The following is a 17232-nucleotide window of genomic DNA, read 5'->3' as shown; positions in this document are numbered from 1 at the left end:
ATGGTATCCCTGCTGTTTATCGGTATTACGAGCGCAAAGGAGAAGAAACATGACCCAGAGAGAGCTTGAATTGATGCAGCGGATTGAGGAGCTTGAACGCCACACCTGGCGCAACAGCTCCATCCTGCGTGCCGTTGCCATGGTGTCCTTTACCGCCATGGTGGGTATCATTGTCGCTGCCGGCGTCATCGGTGGCGGTCACGGCAGCCACTGGTCCGGCCCGGCCTGGAACACCATGTGGCTCTACGGCCTGTTTGCCGCCAATGCGGTGTCGATGTTCTGGACCACCCACAAAGACTAGGAGATCCGTCATGCCGATGAAACTATCTCACGCCGCCCTGCTGCTGGTGGTCTGTATCCTCTGCGCCGCCTTCAGCATGCGTATGTTCCAAGGTCTCGACGATATGATGGGCAACGATTACTGGATCGTCGACACCACCCAGGGTGACCACGGCTGGTACGCCATGGGCCTGCTGCCGCACCTGAAGAAGATGCCCAAGGATGTGGTCACCGCCGCCAACACCGATGCCGATCCCAGCAATAACCTGATTATCTACGCCCAGCACGGTGACTTTGCCGGCAACTCGGTCTACGGCATCACCTACGGCATTCCGCTGATCATGTTCCTGATCTGGCTGGCCTTCATCATCGGCTTCCCTGATCGGGTCGACCCCTACCTGCTGCCACGACGCCTGTTCACCCTGGCGGTGATCATCGCCTGTTCCGTGGTGGTGAACCTGTTCTTGATGCGGATCGCCGCTGACTTCATCCGCGACCCGATGTCCCGCATCGCCAACGTCTCCGGCAACCATGCCTCGCTCCTGTTCCACAACGCCGGCATCTGGTTTGCCATCCTGTTCTCGGCCCTGGGCACCCACAATCACTCCTACAACGAGGCTCCGGCCCCGGATAGCCGCAACTGGCAGACCCAGGCCTCGGAGAAGTTCAACTGGATGTTCACCCTGCTGGGTGCCGTTACCGTACTGGAGATCGCGCTGGTCAAGAACAAGCTGGCCCTGCCGGACGCCGCCGTCGACTACTCGGTCTGGATCATCTGGGTGGTGATCTTCATGCGGATGTACGGTTTCTCCCCCAAATACTGGGTCAAGCGTCTGCCTGGCATCTCGATCATGGTGGTGGGCACCCTGCTGACCCTGCCGATCTTCTACCTGCTTGAGCGGGTTACCGGAACACTTGGCGCCGGTTTTGCTTCACCGATTCTTGCCAAGGCACTGGGCGCAGAGAACCAGAACATCGGCCTCTCGCTGATGATCTCGATCTACCTCGTCTTCTGGATGGAATTTGCCGCCGCCATCCGTCGCAACGGCCCAGTGAAAAAGGCGGTGACTGAAAAGGCCTAAAGGCACGTATTTCCGCCATGAAATACGGAAAGGCCCTGGCGTGGGAACCAGGGCCTTTCGCTTTTTCAGGGCATTACAACTCCGGCCGTCATCAGAACAGGTCCAGCTGAACCGTTGTATCCTCCTGTTTACGGCGCGCTTTCTGCGGCTCCGGCCGGGTCAACAGTTCAGCCGGGAGTTCGCTGATAAAACGTGAAGCGGTATGCAGCTCACCGTTGCCCACCCAGGGACGTCGCCGGGCTGAGGTCAGGATCACCCGCTCACGGGCACGGGTCAACCCCACGTAGAACAGCCGCCGCTCCTCTTCCACGTCGGGCGGCCCCATCAGGGTACAGGGAAAGATCCCCTCTTCCAGCCCCACCATAAAGACCACCGGAAATTCGAGTCCCTTGGCACTGTGGCAGGTCATCAACGTTACTGCCTCGGCCCGCGGGTCATAGACCGTGGCACTGGCGTACTGACGCAGGTGTTGGCTGAAGGCGGTCAGGTCGGTTCCGAAACTGTTGGCCAACTGCACCAGACGACGTTCTCCTTCACCAACTGCATCAAGCTCCAGATAGCGCAGCACAGACTCCAGGGCGGCTCCCAGGCCATCCTTAACAACATCCTGACGGAAGCGCTCCAGCTGGCTGGAAAGTTCTGCCAGCGCACTCTTCAGGGCTGCAGCAGGTTTCTTGATCTGCCCCACTGCGGCAAAAAAATCTCCCTGCAGCGGCAGCTGAGCATCCAGCCGTTGCACCGTGGTGGTCCCCACACCTTTTAAGGTTGCCAGTAGTTCCAGCCATTCGGCCATACTCTGGCTGCCGGCGGCGGCCTGGATAAAGTAATAGGCCGCACGCAGACCGTGTGAAAGGTAGTACGGGGTAGCGCCCACCAGCTGAAACGGAATACCGCGACGATTCAAGGCAACGGACAGCTCTTCGGCCTGGCGTCCCAACCGGAACAGCACCGCGATGTCACCGAACCCCAGACTGCCACCAGCCTGCTGATCCCCCCCCCGACCGGTTGCCAGCGAGAAACTCTCGATACCACCCAGCAGCTCTTCAATCCGTCGCACAATCAGTTCAGCTTCGGCTGCTGGTGACGGCGCGCTGTGCAGTTCGATCACGCCATTGGACGGACAGCTCTGATCTGATTGAAGCGGCAGACCGCTGCGAATCAGATTGCGGCTGATCAGCGCCGTGGCCCCCTGCACGATGGCCGGGGCAGAACGGTAACTGGTGCTGAGCGAGAGCAGTACCGTGCCCGGCTCTTCGGCGAAACGGAAGAAATAGCGCAGATCACTGCCACGAAAGCCGTAAATGGCCTGGTCGGGGTCGCCGATGGCAAACACCTCGGCCCCGTGGGCCAACAGTTGTACCAAATCGTACTGCGAACGGTTCAGATCCTGGAATTCATCGACAAACAGATAGCCCACCTGGTGCTGTAGCTGTTCGCACAACTGCGGGTCAGCGGCCAGCAGTTGCACAAAGACCGGAACCACGGCATCCAGATCGATGGCGTTCAGGCGCAACAACTCGTCCACATAGCGTTGCACCTGTTCACTCAGCTGAGCTGCGCTGCGCAGGAAGTGCGCGGCCAGTTCAGCAGTCAGACGGATTCGCTCGCTGCCCCCCAGTTCTGGAAACAGTCGCCGCAGCACTCGATCGCGTTCTTCAGGTCCCACTACCGCCAGGCCAGGATTGGCAGCCCGCAGGCCCTCCAGACAAAAGCGGTGAAAGGTGCCGACAAAGACCTGATCAGCCGCCGCACCACACCGTTTTTTCAAGCGCTCACGCAGTTCATCGGCGGCCCGGTTGGTGAAGGTGATCGCCACTACCCGGCTTGGCTCTGCCCCCTGTTCCAGCAGTCGTGCCAGACGGGAGATGAGCGTAAAGGTCTTACCGGTACCGGGCCCGGCCGCCACCAAAATCCGTCGTCCACCGGCCTGAATGGCAGCCTGCTGCTGTTGATTAGGACCACTGGGCAGCACTGATTCTGGCCTGGTCAGTTCAAGGGGAGGCAAGACCGGCAATGGCACCTTTTCCGTTGTTTTTTTACGGCCACGCTTGAGTCCGGCTGGTTCGCCAAACAGGCTTGTTTGGCCGGTCAGTTGTACCAGTTCACCCTCCTCAAAAACCTTGATCGTGCCGAATTCACCGTCATACCCGGGATGCCGCAGCACCCTGCCCTCACGCATCCGGCCCACCGCCTCGGCGAAGAGCGGCTCGTAGTCCCGCAGCTGATCCAGCGGGGTGTGCAGCAGCAGGTTAAATTCAGAACCGAAGCGGGCAATCAACTTGGCGTACTGGTCGGTGACAGTCCGGGTAGCCGGCCCCACCTGCAGCAACTCACCCAGCAGTTCGGGTAGCGGAATCAGTGAATGAAAGCCGGGAGCATCTGTTCGGTACAGCGGCTTCTCGCGGTCAGCCAGCTCCAGCACCCGGTGGTGGACACCGATGGTGAGCGGTTTGCCGCAGACCGGACAGCGATTGCCCAGCTTTCTGGATTCATGGGGATCAAGACAGACCTTGCAGTCACGATGGCCATCAAAGTGGTATTTGCCCTCTTCGGGGAAAAACTCGATGGTGCCGACGAAACGATCCTTGCGGTTTTCTTTCAGGGCGTCCCGCAGTGAATAGAAGTCAAAACCGGTGTTGAACAGGTTGGCCTCGCGCCCCAGCTTGGAAGGAGAGTGACAATCGGAGTTGGAGATCAGGGCGCAATGGTCCAGCCCGGAGATCAGCCGGTTCATGTCCGGGTCGGACGAGAGGCCGGTCTCCAGGGCGAAGATATGCTCGCTCAGATCGCCAAAGCACTCCTCAATGCTGTCAAAACCTGATTTGGAGCCGAACAGCGAAAACCAGGGGGTCCAGATATGGGCCGGCACCATGAAGGCGTCGCTGGATGCCTCCAGCATGCTCTCCAGCAGGTTGCGGCTGTCCAGCCCCAGGATCGGTCGGCCATCGGACTCGATGTTACCGATTCCGGCCAGCCTGGCGTTCAGACGCTGGGCAGCGGCAAAATCCGGCAGGTAAAGCAGGTTGTGCACCTTGCGGGTTTGGCCGTGACGTTTGTAGATTGAGCTGATCTCAGCCGAAAGCAGGAACCTGACCGGTGCATCATTGGGCGGCAGACCGGGCAGCATGGCCGGTATGGACGACTCGTCCTTCAGCCTGTACAGGCCCGGCTCGGCAGGCTCCAGTTCCTGCTGCAGACGACTCAGCCAACCGGGATGGGTCAGGTCGCCGGTGGCGACGATCTGGATCCCCTTGATGCGCGCCCAGGCGGCCAGACCGGCCGGACTGCAGTCAGGGCTGGTGGCGCGGGAAAACGGCGAGTGGATATGCAGATCAGCAACGTAGTTCATGTCAGGCTTGCCAGCGCATTGATAATCGGCCAATCGGCCTCGGCCCAATCCAGTTCACGCAGTCGTGCGGGGGGCAGCCAGCAGCTGGCCTGATGTTCATGCAGGGTAATGGTTCCGCTCAGTTGATCACAACAAAAGGGATGCAGGGTCACCGTGAAACCGGGGTAGCGATGGGTGACCGAAGCCAGCCTCTGCCCAACCCTGACCGTAATGCCCAACTCTTCCTGCAGTTCTCGCAGCAGACCGTCCTGCAGCGACTCACCCGGTTCCAGCTTGCCACCAGGGAACTCCCACTTGAGCGGCAGCGACATACTGCTGGAGCGCTGGGTGGCCAGAATCAGTCCGTCATGCTCGATCACGGCGCAGACAACCTGGATATGGGGATGGGAAGCGGTCACGACAGTCAGGGGTTTCCTTAGCGGTGTCAAGTGCTCTATAGAACCACAAAACCAGACAACTCACAACAGACAAAACGGCCCGTCGCTGGCTGCAACGGGCCGTCTGCAGGGGACTGCGACAAGCGTGCCTTACTTCAAGCGATTGGCATACAGCGGGAATTTTTTCATCAACTCGTTGACCCGCTTCTGAATGCCGGCCAGCGCTTCATCGTTACCGATATTGGCAATGGCGTCGGCGATGAAACCGGCCACCTGATCCATCTCGGACTCTTTCAGGCCGTGGGAGGTACAGGCCGGAGTACCGATCCGGATACCGGAGGTGACGAACGGCGAGCGGGTCTCAAACGGTACGGTATTCTTGTTGACGGTGATGCCGGCCTTGTCCAGCGCCTCTTCGGCCGCCTTGCCGGTAATCTCGGTACCGGAGAAGTTGATCAGCATCAGGTGGTTGTCGGTGCCGCCGGAGGTCAATTTGAAGCCCCGCTTCATCAGCGCCTCAGACAGCGCCTTGGCGTTCTTGACGATCTGTTGCTGGTAGCTCTTGAATTCAGGCTGCAACGCTTCCTTGAAGGCCACCGCCTTGGCGGCGATGACGTGCATCAACGGGCCACCCTGGATACCGGGGAAGATCTGCGAGTTAACGGTCTTGGCAAATTCCTCACGACACAGGATCATGCCGCCCCGTGGCCCGCGCAGGGTCTTGTGGGTGGTGGTGGTCACGAACTCGGCGTACGGTACCGGGCTGGGATGCACCCCGGCGGCCACCAGACCGGCGATGTGAGCCATATCCACCATCACCACTGCGCCGACCTTGTCAGCGATGGCACGGAAGGCCGGGAAGTCGATGATGCGGGGATAGGCGCTGGCGCCCACCACGATCATCTTGGGCTTATGCTCGACCGCCAGCCGCTCCACTTCGCTGTAGTCGATGGTCTCGCTCTCCTGGGAGACGCCGTAGGGCACCACCTTGTAGAAACGTCCCGAGAAGTTGACCGGACTACCGTGGGTCAGGTGACCGCCGTGGGACAGATTCATACCCAGAATGGTGTCGCCCGGTTGGCAAACGGCATTGTAGACCGCCATGTTGGCCTGGGAGCCGGCGTGGGGCTGCACGTTGGCATGCTCGGCACCGAACAGCTCCTTGGCGCGATCAATGGCCAGCTGCTCCACCACATCCACGTGGTGGCAACCGCCGTAGTAGCGCTTGCCGGGATAGCCCTCGGCGTACTTGTTGGTCATCACACTGCCCTGGGCCTCCAACACGGCCTCGGACACGAAGTTCTCGGAGGCGATAAGCTCCAGGTTGTACTCCTGGCGCTCGGTCTCGTGACGGATCGCCTCGGCCACGGCGGGATCGAATGTATCAAGGATTGACATGCTCCTGCTCCTTATCTGCAATGGTCTGCTGTATACATGGTCTGTAAACACGAAACGGGACTTCTGCAAGTCCCGCCCGTTTTCTTCGTAAATTGCCAAACTTAACGGCAGTTGCTGTTGGTCTCGATGGCGCTGATCTTATCCAGACGCCGCAGGTGCCGCTCACCTTCAAAGGCGGCATCCAGCCAGGCTGCCACACAGGCCTCCGCCGTCTCCGGCGAGAGAATGCGCCCCCCTAAGGCCAGCACATTGGCGTTGTTGTGCTGCTTGGCCAGGGCTGCCATCTCCGGGCTGGTCACCAGGGCCGCACGGATACCGGGCACCTTGTTGGCGGCGATCGAGATACCGATGCCGGTGCCGCAGATCACGATGCCGGCATCAGCATCGCCATGCACCACCAAAAGCGCCACTGCCTCAGCGTAGTTGGGGTAATCCACCGAATCGGCGGAATGGGTGCCGGCATCCAGCACCTCGATGTCACGCCCCTGCAGGAACGGGATCAGGGCCTGCTTCAGTTCGAATCCGCCGTGGTCGGCGCCGATGGCGATCTTCATCAGTTACACTCTTTTGAACAGCAGGGTGGCGTTGGTGCCGCCAAAACCCAGCGAGTTGCTCATGGCGTACTCCACCTTGGCCTCGCGGGCCGTGTTGGGCACGTAGTCCAGATCACACTCGGGGTCCGGCTCTTCATAGTTGATCGTCGGCGGGATAATCCCCTTTTCCAGGGCCATGCTACAAATAACCGCCTCAAGACCGCCAGCGGCCCCCAGCAGGTGACCGGTCATCGACTTGGTGGAAGAGACCATCAGCTTGTAGGCGTGGTCACCGAAGACCGACTTGATGGCCAGCGATTCGTTTAAGTCGTTGAACGGCGTGGAGGTGCCGTGGGCATTGATGTAACCCACCTGCTCAGGATTGACACCGGCATTTTTGAGGGCCATCTTCATGCAGCGGGCAGCGCCCTCGCCACCGGCCGCCGGAGCGGTCATGTGGTAGGCGTCGCCGGTCAGGCCGTACCCGACCACCTCGGCGTAGATCTTAGCACCGCGCTGTTTGGCTGCCTCGTACTCCTCCAGAATGACTATACCGGCGCCTTCAGCCAGCACGAAGCCGTCACGGCTCTTGTCAAAGGGACGGGAGGCACGTTCGGGACAGTCATTACGGCTGTCGGTCAGGGCCTTCATCACGGCAAAGCCGCCGATCCCCAGCGGGGTCACGGTGGACTCGGTGCCGCCGGCGATCATGGCGTCGGCATCACCGCGGGCAATGATATGGTAGGCATCACCAATCGAATGGGTGCCGGTGGCGCAGGCAGAAACCGACGACACGTTAGGGCCCTTGGCGCCGTACTTGATCGAGATATGACCCGGCGCCAGGTTGATGATCAGCATCGGAATGAAGAAGGGAGAGATCTTCTTGTAGCCACCCTCCAAAAAGGCGCAGTGGTACTTTTCGATGGTGGGCAGACCACCCAGACCAGCCCCAACTAGCACCCCGACCCGCTCGGCGTTTTCCTCGGTGATCTGCAGTCCCGAGTCCTCCATGGCAAATTGGGAAGCTGCCATGGCGTACTGGATAAAGAGGTCCATCTTCTTGACCTCTTTTTTATCGATGAACTGCTCAGGATCGAAATCCTTTACCTCGCCGGCTACCTTGACCGGAAAGGCGCTGGTATCGAAACGGGTGATCAGTCCGGTGCCAGACCGACCGTTAATGAGGGCGTCCCAGTTTTTCTGGTTGCCGGTTCCCAGCGGCGAAACCGCGCCTACCCCGGTGATGACAACTCTTCTCATGGCTTGCTCCTGAATCTGATGGTCACAATAAAGTGAAAGAGGGGAACAGTTCCCCTCCTTCAGATACTCTATACGTCACCAGGTCCTAGGTGTGCTCGGTGATGTAATCAACGGCATCCTGCACGCTCTGGATCTTCTCGGCGTCCTCATCAGGAATCTCGATATCGAACTCTTCTTCCAGAGCCATCACCAGCTCAACGGTGTCCAGCGAGTCGGCACCCAGGTCGTCCATGAAGGAAGCCTCGGAAACCACCTGAGCCTCGTCCACACCAAGCTGCTCAGCAATAATCTCTTTTACTCTTTTTGCGACGTCAGACATCTTTCACCTCCGTGTGATAAAAACCGTTGCGGGTTTTGTGTTCTCAGAACGCACCTGCTTCTTAGCAAGAAGCAACGGCAAAAGTCAAAGCAAAATTTCAGATCTGTCAGGCTGGGATTAACCGCACAATTGAACGGCTGAAAACCCCATCGGCTACATGTACATACCGCCGTTTACCGACAGCACGTGGCCGGTGATGTAGGCTGATGCCTCAGAAGCAAGGAAGGTCACGGCGTTGGCGATGTCGTCGGCCGAGCCGAGACGCTCCAGCGGAATCTGGGCAGCCAGTTCTTCACGCACCTTTTCCGGCAGGGCATCGGTCATGGCAGTGGCGATAAAGCCGGGAGCCACGGCGTTGACGGTCACATTGCGCTTGGCCATCTCGCGGGCGTTAGACTTGGTCAGGCCGATCAGGCCGGCCTTGCTGGCGCAGTAGTTGGCCTGACCGGCGTTGCCCATCTGACCCACTACCGAGGCGATGTTAATGATCCGACCGTAACGTTGCTTGCTCATCACCTTAAAGGCGGCCCGGGTGCAGACAAAGGCCCCTTTCAGGTTGACGTTCAGCACGGCATCCCACTCCTCGTCCTTCATCCGCATGATCAGGCCGTCACGGGTGATACCGGCGTTATTGACCAGGATATCCACCCGCCCGAACGCCTCCACCGCAGCATCGATCATCCGCTCAACATCGGCGGCGACGGTCACGTTGCCCACCACGGCCAGGGCCTTGGTACCGGCGGCCTGCAGTTCGGCCACCACCGCATCAGTGGCTGCCTGATCCATATCCATGGCCACGATGGTGGCTCCCTGGGCAGCCAGCGCCAGGGCGATGCTCTTGCCGATCCCCCGCGAAGCTCCCGTAATAACGGCTACTTTTCCTTTTGGCATGGTTACAGTTCCTTTCTATAAAAGCGTCTTACGCCTGTCTGTCTGCAAAGGTCGCCTTCAGTTCCGCTTCGGTCACCACCTTATCGTCCACGGTGGCCTTGGCGCTGAAGACCCAGATGCCACGTTTACAGCCACTGACCTCGATCTCAATCTTGAGCTGGTCCCCCGGCATGACCGGACGGCGGAACTTGGCGTTGTCGATGCCCACAAAATAGGTCACCTTGTCGCGCACGCTCTCGTCGGATTGGTAGGCCAGGATACCAGCTACCTGGGCCATGGCCTCGACAATCAGGACCCCCGGCATAACCGGATGACCTGGAAAGTGTCCAGGAAAGAACGGTTCGTTGATGGTAACATTTTTGATCGCCACGATATGCTTGCCCACCTCCAGTTCCAGCACACGGTCCACCAGCAGAAACGGGTGGCGATGGGGTAATATCTTCATGATCTGATTGATGTCAAGCATGGTCCAGCTCCTTTTGCCGCTGATTAGGCGGCCGCCTTAACTCCGGCAGTGTCTTCGATAGTGACCAGCGTCATCTCTTTGTTGATCCGCTTGACCAGGCCGGTCAGCACCTTGCCGGGGCCGATTTCAACAAACGTGGTGGCACCCAGTCCGATCATGGTCTGGACCGATTGTTCCCAACGCACCGGCGCACAGACCTGCTGCACCAGCAGCTCACGCACCCGGCCGCTATCCTGATTGGCGGCCGCTTCCACGTTAGTGATCACCGGCAGCGTCAGGGCATTGACCTGCACCGCATCAAGCACCGTTTTCAGGCGGTCGGCAGCCGGCTGCATCAGGGAACAATGGAACGGTGCGCTGACCGGCAGCAGCATCGCCTTGCGATAGCCCTTGGCCTTAGCAAGTTCGATGGCACGATTGACCGCCGTGGCATGACCGGCAATCACGATCTGGCCCGGCGAATTGAAGTTGGCCGGCGCCACCACCTCGCCCTGGGCTGCCTCTTCACAGATGGCAACCAATTCATCGGCCTCGATGGACAGCATGGCCGCCATGGCCCCTACCCCCACCGGCACCGCTTCCTGCATGAAGGTGCCGCGAGCGCGCACCGTTCGGGCTGCATCGGCCAGCGAGAGAGCCCCACCGCAGACCAGGGCCGAGTATTCACCCAGCGAATGACCAGCCAGGAAGTCGGCCTTGAGGCCGGTTTCCTGCTGCACCACACGCAATGCTGCAATGCTGGTGGTCAGAATGGCTGGCTGGGTATTGAAGGTCAGTTTGAGATCATCGTCGGGTCCATTGAAACAGAGTGCCGACAGCTTGAACCCCAGAGCGTCATCGGCCTCTTCAAAGGCCTGCCGGGCAACCGGAAAATGTTCAGCCAGATCCTTGCCCATGCCGGCATACTGGGAGCCCTGACCAGGAAACAAAAAGGCGGTTTTACTCATGGTGTCTGTCCTTGCTATGGAATGTAAACTACCAGCGGATCAGGGCCGAACCATAAGTGAAGCCGCCGCCAAAGGCGTCCAGCAGCACCAGGTCGCCGGCCTTGATCCGGCCTTCGCGGTTGGCCTCATCCAGAGCGATCGGGATCGAGGCCGAGGAAGTGTTGCCGTACTTATGCAGGTTAACGAAGACCTTCTCTTCCGGCAGGCCGATCCGCTTGCCGGTGGCTTCGATGATACGCCGGTTGGCCTGGTGCGGGATCAGTAACGCCAACTGGTCAGCAGTCAACTGATTGGCCTCAAGGGCGGCAACGGCAGCGTCACCCATGGCACGCACGGCGTGCTTGAAGACTTCGTTCCCTTCCATGCGCAGGTAATACAGTTTTTGATCAATGGTTGCAGCATCACTGGCAGGATGGCGTGAACCGGGGCCCGGCTGGTACAGCAGGTCCCAGTGACAGCCGTTGGTGAAGATGTGAGTGGAAAGAATACCCTGAGCACCGCTATCGGCCTCCAACACCACTGCACCGGCACCATCGCCGAAAAGGATACAGGTATTGCGATCCGTAAAATCAACCACCCGACTCAGCACCTCGGCCCCCATCACCAGCACCTTTTTGGCCATACCACTCTTGATCTGCGCCTCGGCCAGATTCAGGCCATAGATAAAACCTGAGCAGGCGGCAGAGATATCGAAGGCAACGGCGTTTTTAGCGCCAAGTTCTTTTTGGACAATACAGGCGGTAGCCGGAAAAGGGAAATCAGGTGTAACGGTGCCGAGGATGATCAGATCAAGGTCTTCGGCGGAGATGCCGGCCATCTCAATTGCTCGACGGGCAGCCAGCGTGGCAAAGGTGGAGGTACATTCACCTGCTGCAGCGATACGACGTTCCTTGATGCCGGTACGGGAGGTGATCCACTCATCGTTGGTGTCGACCAGTTTTTCAAGATCTTGATTGGTGAGGATCTGTTCAGGAACAGCAGAACCGGTTCCTGTAATGCGAGGATGCAGCATGTGACCTTCCTCCCCGGAAACGACACCATCCGTTTCCGTTAGCAACGCACAACTACACAAAATTACAGGGTGCCACCATTGCGAGGAAACAGGGCGGCGTAGTTTTCGGACAGCTTTTCAGCAATGTGCTCCGTTACGCCGTGACGGGCATACTCATGGGCAAAGCGGATGGCGTTCTTGATCGCCTTGACGTTTGAGCCGCCGTGACAGATCATGCCGACGCCGTTAATACCGATCAGCGGTGCACCGCCGTATTCGGCATAATCGACGATCTTCTTGAAACGGTTGAAGGCCCCCCGCACAAACAGGTACCCCAGCTTGGCAACAAAGTCATTGGATATCTCACGACGCAGCATCGAACCGGCCGCTTCGGCCAATCCTTCAGAAAGCTTCAACACCACGTTGCCCACAAAACCGTCGCAGATCACCACCTCGACAGTCCCTTTAAAAATATCGCGTCCTTCCACATAGCCGTGATAGTTCAACGAGGTCTGACGCAACATGGCGTTGGTTTCGCGGGTCAGTTCATTACCCTTGGATTCTTCTTCGCCATTGGACAACAAGCCGATGCGCGGATTGTCAATCCCCATGGCATGGGTGGCATAGACCTGTCCCATGATGGCAAACTGCACCAGATTGATCGGCTTGCAGTCGACATTACCGCCCACATCCAGCACCAACGTCTGACCATTGAGGGTTGGAAAAATCTGGGCAATGGCGGGCCGTTCAATGCCGGCGATCCTTTTCAGTACGAACATACCGGCAGCCATGGTGGCGCCTGAGTTACCGGCGCTGACCGCAGCACAGGCCTTGCCGTCCTTGACCAGCTCAAAGGCAACCCGCACCGAAGAGTCACGCTTTTTACGCACGGCATCGGAGGCGGAATCGTGCATCCCCACCACTTCGCTGGCATGATGGATAGTGATGTCCAGCCCGGTGACGTCATGACGTTCGAGCTCCTGACGGAGCCGCACCTCATCACCCACCAGGGTAACAGCTATTCCCAGTTCACGGGCAGCAGCAACTGCACCCTCGACCTCAATGGCCGGGGCATTGTCGCCACCCATGGCATCAACGGCAACTCTCATCGGTGTCGACAAGGGCTGCGGTTAGGCTTTTTTAGCAGCGCCAGCTACTTCTTTACCCTTGTAAGTACCGCAGGAGGGGCAAGCGCGGTGCGGCATCTTGGCAGCCTTGCACTGGGGACATACCGACAACGAGGGAGGTGTCAGAAAATCATGGGCGCGCCGCATATTCTTGCGGGATTTAGAGGTCTTCTTCTTGGGTACTGCCATGGCGGATTCTCCTTTATGGCCAAACGGCCAGGTTTAACGTTGGACCTTAAAGTCCTTTAAGGCTGCAAATTTAAGATTAACCGGTTCTCGCGAGCAGTCGCACTTGGTTGTATTCAGATCGGCACCGCAAACCGGGCAGAGCCCTTTGCACTGTTCGCTGCACAAAGGCTTGAGCGGTACAGCCAGGGCCACCTGCTCACCGATTTCCGGCAGCAGATCGATCTCTTCACCGCTGAAAACGGCTGAAACCAGATCCTGCTCTGCCAGCTCGACCTCATCCTCGTCCCCTTCCTGAGGGGTTCCTTCACGGAAGAAGATGGTAAAACGGGAACTGAGCTGCTGATCAAAGCTGACCAGGCAGCGGGAACAGGTCTGACGCAACGGAACCGACACCGTGCCTTCAACCCGATAGTGATCCATCTCACGACCTGCGGTCAGCGTAGCCTGCACCGGTCCGTCAAAGACGCATTCACCCGATGTCACCATAGCCACCAGCACCGGAAAAGACTCAGCCGGCTCTGAGAACGACAGCTCTCTGATAACATCACGGATATGGTCTAGCCTGACCTTCATGGTACGCCTTGAACACACGGGTTAAGAAACGATGTAATATAGTGAAACTGGTCGGTTTGTCAAGGAATAATACAAAACACAGGCTGATCTGCCGGCAGCGGACCGGCTGTAACGACAGCAATCAAGCAAACAACTGCACAACGAAAAAGCCCCGGAAACTCCGGGGCTTTTAGGCTGCCTGGCGTATAAACCAGACTATTTTGGTCGGTGCGACTGGATTTGAACCAGCGACCCCTACCACCCCAAGGTAGTGCGCTACCAGGCTGCGCTACGCACCGAAACTACAATGCTGCTCGAAGGGAAACTAGTTCCTGTCGTACCTGCGACAGAATGGAGCGTAGGTCCTGCTGCTCCTGCCCGGCTGGTTGGGGTTCCGGGCACCGGGATCGCTGGGGCTTAAGCCGTTTGCGAACCCCTTCGATGGTATATTTTTCTTGATACAGCAACCGTTTGATCTGCTGTATCGTTTCAATATCCTGCTTGGTGTACAGACGTTGACCGCTGGAACTCTTCTCAGGACGCAGAAAGGTAAATTCAGTCTCCCAAAACCGCAGTACTGAACTTTTCAGATCGGCCAGCTTGGCTACCTCGCCGATCTTATAGTAGGTCTTATCCGGGAAAGAGGGTTGCATGACCGGCCCCGTAACCCTCCGCGGCTACTCCTCGTTGTTGATGGCGCTCTTCAGCACCTGACTGGGCTTGAAGGTCAGAATGCGACGGGCACTGATGGTAATTGCCTCACCGGTCTGCGGATTGCGTCCACGACGGTCGGCCTTTTGCTTAACCACAAAATTACCGAAACCGGCAATCTTGATCTTGTCTCCGTCTTCCAGGGTGGTTTTCATGATACCGAAGACCATCTCCACCATCTCGGCAGACTCTTTCTTGGAGAGACCGATCTTCTGATGAATCCGTTCAACAATATCAGCTTTCGTCATAGCTTAACCCCACCTCAAATAGCACGCGTACATGCAGACTAAAAAATCCCCTGTGAGCAGGAGAAACGCTTTATAACACGTGGTTTACCCAACCGCAACAGTTTATCGCAGTGCCACGCCCAATTTTTTCGCCAGGGTATCCACCACCTTCTGGTGCAACGCCGACACCTCATCGTCCGTCAGGGTGCGTTCCGGCGAGCGGTAGCGCAAGCGCAGGGCGATGCTCTTCTGGCCGGACGGGATAGCCTGACCCTGATACAGGTCAAAGACATTTACGTCCTCAAGCTCCTTGAGTCGCAGTCCACTGACACAGGACAGCAGCTGCTCTGCAGCCAGTTCCAGCGGCGCCAGCAGGGCCAGATCACGCACACTGTCGGGATAGCGGGACGGCGGTACGATGGCCCGCCGCTTACCGGACAGCCGCACCAGGGCTTCGAAATCAAGCTCAAAGCAGTAGGCTGGGCGCTCAAGTTCGTACCGGCCCTGCACTGCCGGATGCAGCTCTCCCAGCGTACCGATCAGCGTGGTCCCGCACAGGATGCGGCAGGCCTTGCCTGGATGGTAATAGGGCTCCGGCTGCTCGGCTGACCAGCGGATGCCATCCAGCTGCAGCTTTTCAAACAGGTTCTCCAGCACCGCCTTGGCATCAAAGAAGTCAGCCTCAGCCTGTTGCTGACACCAACTTTCCGCAAAACGGGCGCCACTGATCAGTCCGGTAGCCCAGATCGGCTCATGGGGCAGTTCTGCATCGGCCGTGGGCATGTAGATGCGGCGCATCTCAAACAGACGCAGGTCTAGCGAACGGAAGCTCATGTTGCGCGAGGCGGTCTCCAGCAAACCGGGCAGCAGAGTGGTACGCATCACCGACTGTTCCTCGGCCAGCGGATTGCAGAGCCTGATGCCGCTGCGTCGGGGGTCGTCGCCACTCAGTCCCAGCTTGTCGGCGCCATCCGGACCGATGAAGCTGAAGGTGACGATCTCGTTCATCCCCTCGGCCACAAAATGGTCACGAACCAGCCGCTGCAGCTGCTGGTGACGGCTGGGACGATCAGAGATCACCGCCGCCACCGGCATGCTGGCCGGCACCTGATCAAAACCGTTCAGTCGGCAGATCTCCTCAATCAGATCAATCTCACGCTCAATATCAATCCGCCAGGAAGGGATTCCCACCTGCAGGCTCCCATCGGCGTTTACCGCCACCGTGAAGGCCAGATTGCGGAACAGCTCCGCCATCCGTTCGCTGGTCAGTTGGATACCGATCATGTCGTTGCAACGCTGGGGACGGAAACAGATACTGACCGGCTGCTTGGGAGACGGATAGGCGTCCACCCGCCCTGCCGCAACGGTACCGCCGGCCAGTTCGGCCATCAGGGCGGCAGCCCGGTCGAGGGCCAGTGGCACCATGCCGATGTCGGCACCACGCTCGAAGCGATGGGATGACTCGGTGTGCAGCCCCAGCCGCTTGCCGGTGCGACGGATGGTGGGAGGATCGAAGAAGGCGCTCTCCAGCAGGATGTCGCGGCTATCGTCCTTGATCTCGGAATTGAGCCCGCCCATGATACCGGCCAGGGCCACAGCCCGCTCTTTATCGCAGATCACTACATCGCTGGCAGTCAAGATACGCTCCTGACCGTCAAGGGTGGTGAAGCGCTCCCCCTCCCCAGCCTTACGCACCACAATCTGGCCGCCGGCCACCTGACGGTAATCAAAGGCGTGCAGCGGGTGTCCCAGTTCCATCATCACCAGGTTGGTGATATCCACCACGTTGTTAATCGAACGAACCCCCACTGCCTGCAGCCGGTTGACCAGCCAGGCCGGCGACGGCGCGATGGTGCAGCCGCTGATGTAGCGGGCCGCGTAGCGCGGGCAGCCGACAGGGTCCTGAATAGTGACGCCGATATGCTGGCTTGCCGGTTGACTGCCTTCAGGCACCGCCATCGCCTGGTGCTTAAGGGTCGTGCCCAGCTTGGCCGCGATCTCGCGGGCGATGCCGATTACACTCAAACAATCGGCCCGGTTGGGGGTCAAACCGATCTCGAAAATCGTGTCCTTCAGCCCCAGGGCATCAAACAGCGGCACGCCGAGTGTCAGATCAGGCGACAGCAGCATAATACCGGCGCTCTCGTCGGCCAGATGCAGCTCCTTCTCGGAACAGAGCATGCCACAGGACTCTTCACCACGGATCTTGGAACGTTTGATCTTGAAGTCACCCGGCAGCACCGCGCCGATCTGGGCCAGGGCCACGGTATCGCCCTGTTTGAAGTTCTGGGCGCCGCAGACCACATCCAGGATCTCTGTGCCGTTGTCCACCTTGCAGAGTGACAGCTTGTCGGCATTGGGGTGCTGGTTCTTTTCCACCACCCGCGCCACCACCACCTGGTCCAGCCCGCCACCAACCTGCTCGATCCCCTCCACCTCGAGGCCCAGCATGGTCAGCAGATCAGCCAACGCCGTGGGAGACAGATCAAAATCAACAAACTCTTTCAGCCAGTTATAGGTAACTTTCATAGATT

At 58.8% G+C, this 17232-nt stretch carries 18 protein-coding genes and 1 tRNA gene; 2 read left to right on the top strand and 17 right to left on the bottom strand.

Annotation, left to right across the window (positions count from 1 at the left end):
- Window positions 1–49: 49 nt before the first annotated feature.
- Window positions 50–301 (top strand): hypothetical protein, encoded by a 252-nt coding sequence (locus RBQ93_RS09190; protein WP_012470056.1) that lies wholly within the window; start codon window positions 50–52, stop codon window positions 299–301.
- Window positions 302–311: 10 nt separating this feature from the next.
- Window positions 312–1361, top strand: coding sequence for a hypothetical protein (locus RBQ93_RS09185; RefSeq protein WP_320371811.1), 1050 nt, complete (start codon window positions 312–314; stop codon window positions 1359–1361).
- Window positions 1362–1452: 91 nt separating this feature from the next.
- Here RBQ93_RS09185 and RBQ93_RS09180 read toward each other — a convergent pair whose 3' ends face one another.
- The 17 genes from RBQ93_RS09180 to pheT form a co-directional block, all read right to left on the bottom strand.
- Complete coding sequence (locus RBQ93_RS09180) at window positions 1453–4710, bottom strand: UvrD-helicase domain-containing protein (protein WP_320371810.1); 3258 nt, start codon at window positions 4708–4710, stop codon at window positions 1453–1455.
- Window positions 4707–5108, bottom strand: coding sequence for a (deoxy)nucleoside triphosphate pyrophosphohydrolase (locus RBQ93_RS09175; RefSeq protein WP_320371809.1), 402 nt, complete (start codon window positions 5106–5108; stop codon window positions 4707–4709). Before RBQ93_RS09175 ends, RBQ93_RS09180 begins: the two co-directional genes overlap by 4 nt.
- Before the next feature lie 129 nt (window positions 5109–5237).
- Window positions 5238–6485 carry a serine hydroxymethyltransferase gene (gene glyA, locus RBQ93_RS09170; RefSeq protein WP_320371808.1) on the bottom strand — a complete coding sequence of 416 codons (1248 nt, stop codon included), beginning with the start codon at window positions 6483–6485 and terminating at the stop codon, window positions 5238–5240.
- 101 nt (window positions 6486–6586) lie between these two features.
- Window positions 6587–7039 carry a ribose 5-phosphate isomerase B gene (gene rpiB / locus RBQ93_RS09165; protein WP_320371807.1) on the bottom strand — a complete coding sequence of 151 codons (453 nt, stop codon included), beginning with the start codon at window positions 7037–7039 and terminating at the stop codon, window positions 6587–6589.
- Window positions 7040–7042: 3 nt separating this feature from the next.
- The gene (fabF, locus tag RBQ93_RS09160; protein ID WP_320371806.1) at window positions 7043–8278 is read right to left on the bottom strand and encodes a beta-ketoacyl-ACP synthase II; all 1236 of its coding nucleotides are present in this window, start codon (window positions 8276–8278) and stop codon (window positions 7043–7045) included.
- 85 nt (window positions 8279–8363) lie between these two features.
- A complete protein-coding gene (acpP, locus tag RBQ93_RS09155) occupies window positions 8364–8597 on the bottom strand; it encodes an acyl carrier protein (protein ID WP_320371805.1) in 234 nt (77 codons plus the stop codon).
- Window positions 8598–8750: 153 nt separating this feature from the next.
- A complete protein-coding gene (gene fabG / locus RBQ93_RS09150) occupies window positions 8751–9488 on the bottom strand; it encodes a 3-oxoacyl-[acyl-carrier-protein] reductase (protein ID WP_320371804.1) in 738 nt (245 codons plus the stop codon).
- 28 nt (window positions 9489–9516) lie between these two features.
- Window positions 9517–9954: a 3-hydroxyacyl-ACP dehydratase FabZ gene (fabZ, locus tag RBQ93_RS09145; RefSeq protein WP_320371803.1), complete on the bottom strand. Its 438-nt coding sequence runs from the start codon at window positions 9952–9954 to the stop codon at window positions 9517–9519.
- Window positions 9955–9977: 23 nt separating this feature from the next.
- Window positions 9978–10901: an ACP S-malonyltransferase gene (gene fabD, locus RBQ93_RS09140; RefSeq protein WP_320371802.1), complete on the bottom strand. Its 924-nt coding sequence runs from the start codon at window positions 10899–10901 to the stop codon at window positions 9978–9980.
- 28 nt (window positions 10902–10929) lie between these two features.
- Complete coding sequence (locus RBQ93_RS09135) at window positions 10930–11913, bottom strand: beta-ketoacyl-ACP synthase III (RefSeq protein ID WP_320371801.1); 984 nt, start codon at window positions 11911–11913, stop codon at window positions 10930–10932.
- A 62-nt stretch (window positions 11914–11975) separates the two neighbouring features.
- Complete coding sequence (gene plsX, locus RBQ93_RS09130) at window positions 11976–13001, bottom strand: phosphate acyltransferase PlsX (RefSeq protein WP_320371848.1); 1026 nt, start codon at window positions 12999–13001, stop codon at window positions 11976–11978.
- A gap of 21 nt (window positions 13002–13022) precedes the next feature.
- The gene (rpmF, locus tag RBQ93_RS09125; RefSeq protein ID WP_320371800.1) at window positions 13023–13208 is read right to left on the bottom strand and encodes a 50S ribosomal protein L32; all 186 of its coding nucleotides are present in this window, start codon (window positions 13206–13208) and stop codon (window positions 13023–13025) included.
- A gap of 33 nt (window positions 13209–13241) precedes the next feature.
- Window positions 13242–13781 (bottom strand): DUF177 domain-containing protein, encoded by a 540-nt coding sequence (locus tag RBQ93_RS09120; RefSeq protein ID WP_320371799.1) that lies wholly within the window; start codon window positions 13779–13781, stop codon window positions 13242–13244.
- Window positions 13782–13982: 201 nt separating this feature from the next.
- A tRNA-Pro gene (locus tag RBQ93_RS09115) sits at window positions 13983–14059 on the bottom strand.
- Window positions 14060–14062: 3 nt separating this feature from the next.
- Window positions 14063–14413 carry a MerR family transcriptional regulator gene (locus RBQ93_RS09110; RefSeq protein WP_320371798.1) on the bottom strand — a complete coding sequence of 117 codons (351 nt, stop codon included), beginning with the start codon at window positions 14411–14413 and terminating at the stop codon, window positions 14063–14065.
- 24 nt (window positions 14414–14437) lie between these two features.
- Window positions 14438–14719: an integration host factor subunit alpha gene (locus RBQ93_RS09105; protein ID WP_320371797.1), complete on the bottom strand. Its 282-nt coding sequence runs from the start codon at window positions 14717–14719 to the stop codon at window positions 14438–14440.
- 102 nt (window positions 14720–14821) lie between these two features.
- Window positions 14822–17227, bottom strand: coding sequence for a phenylalanine--tRNA ligase subunit beta (gene pheT, locus RBQ93_RS09100; protein ID WP_320371796.1), 2406 nt, complete (start codon window positions 17225–17227; stop codon window positions 14822–14824).
- Window positions 17228–17232: the final 5 nt, after the last annotated feature.

It is taken from the genome of Trichlorobacter sp. (assembly GCF_034008105.1).
Lineage (GTDB): Bacteria > Desulfobacterota > Desulfuromonadia > Geobacterales > Pseudopelobacteraceae > Trichlorobacter.
The sequence above is the reverse complement of the archived record's forward strand: the minus strand, read 5'-3'. Positions and strand labels throughout refer to the sequence as shown.

What these genes read in the sequence shown, in the direction of transcription:
- RBQ93_RS09190 (WP_012470056.1), top strand. Translation starts at nt 50, where the DNA reads ATGACCCAGAGAGAGCTTGAATTGATGCAGCGGATTGAGGAGCTTGAA.
- RBQ93_RS09185 (WP_320371811.1), top strand. Translation starts at nt 312, where the DNA reads ATGCCGATGAAACTATCTCACGCCGCCCTGCTGCTGGTGGTCTGTATC.
- RBQ93_RS09180 (WP_320371810.1), bottom strand. Translation starts at nt 4,710, where the DNA reads ATGAACTACGTTGCTGATCTGCATATCCACTCGCCGTTTTCCCGCGCC.
- glyA (WP_320371808.1), bottom strand. Translation starts at nt 6,485, where the DNA reads ATGTCAATCCTTGATACATTCGATCCCGCCGTGGCCGAGGCGATCCGT.
- rpiB (WP_320371807.1), bottom strand. Translation starts at nt 7,039, where the DNA reads ATGAAGATCGCCATCGGCGCCGACCACGGCGGATTCGAACTGAAGCAG.
- fabF (WP_320371806.1), bottom strand. Translation starts at nt 8,278, where the DNA reads ATGAGAAGAGTTGTCATCACCGGGGTAGGCGCGGTTTCGCCGCTGGGA.
- acpP (WP_320371805.1), bottom strand. Translation starts at nt 8,597, where the DNA reads ATGTCTGACGTCGCAAAAAGAGTAAAAGAGATTATTGCTGAGCAGCTT.
- fabG (WP_320371804.1), bottom strand. Translation starts at nt 9,488, where the DNA reads ATGCCAAAAGGAAAAGTAGCCGTTATTACGGGAGCTTCGCGGGGGATC.
- fabZ (WP_320371803.1), bottom strand. Translation starts at nt 9,954, where the DNA reads ATGCTTGACATCAATCAGATCATGAAGATATTACCCCATCGCCACCCG.
- fabD (WP_320371802.1), bottom strand. Translation starts at nt 10,901, where the DNA reads ATGAGTAAAACCGCCTTTTTGTTTCCTGGTCAGGGCTCCCAGTATGCC.
- RBQ93_RS09135 (WP_320371801.1), bottom strand. Translation starts at nt 11,913, where the DNA reads ATGCTGCATCCTCGCATTACAGGAACCGGTTCTGCTGTTCCTGAACAG.
- plsX (WP_320371848.1), bottom strand. Translation starts at nt 13,001, where the DNA reads ATGAGAGTTGCCGTTGATGCCATGGGTGGCGACAATGCCCCGGCCATT.
- rpmF (WP_320371800.1), bottom strand. Translation starts at nt 13,208, where the DNA reads ATGGCAGTACCCAAGAAGAAGACCTCTAAATCCCGCAAGAATATGCGG.
- RBQ93_RS09120 (WP_320371799.1), bottom strand. Translation starts at nt 13,781, where the DNA reads ATGAAGGTCAGGCTAGACCATATCCGTGATGTTATCAGAGAGCTGTCG.
- RBQ93_RS09110 (WP_320371798.1), bottom strand. Translation starts at nt 14,413, where the DNA reads ATGCAACCCTCTTTCCCGGATAAGACCTACTATAAGATCGGCGAGGTA.
- RBQ93_RS09105 (WP_320371797.1), bottom strand. Translation starts at nt 14,719, where the DNA reads ATGACGAAAGCTGATATTGTTGAACGGATTCATCAGAAGATCGGTCTC.
- pheT (WP_320371796.1), bottom strand. Translation starts at nt 17,227, where the DNA reads ATGAAAGTTACCTATAACTGGCTGAAAGAGTTTGTTGATTTTGATCTG.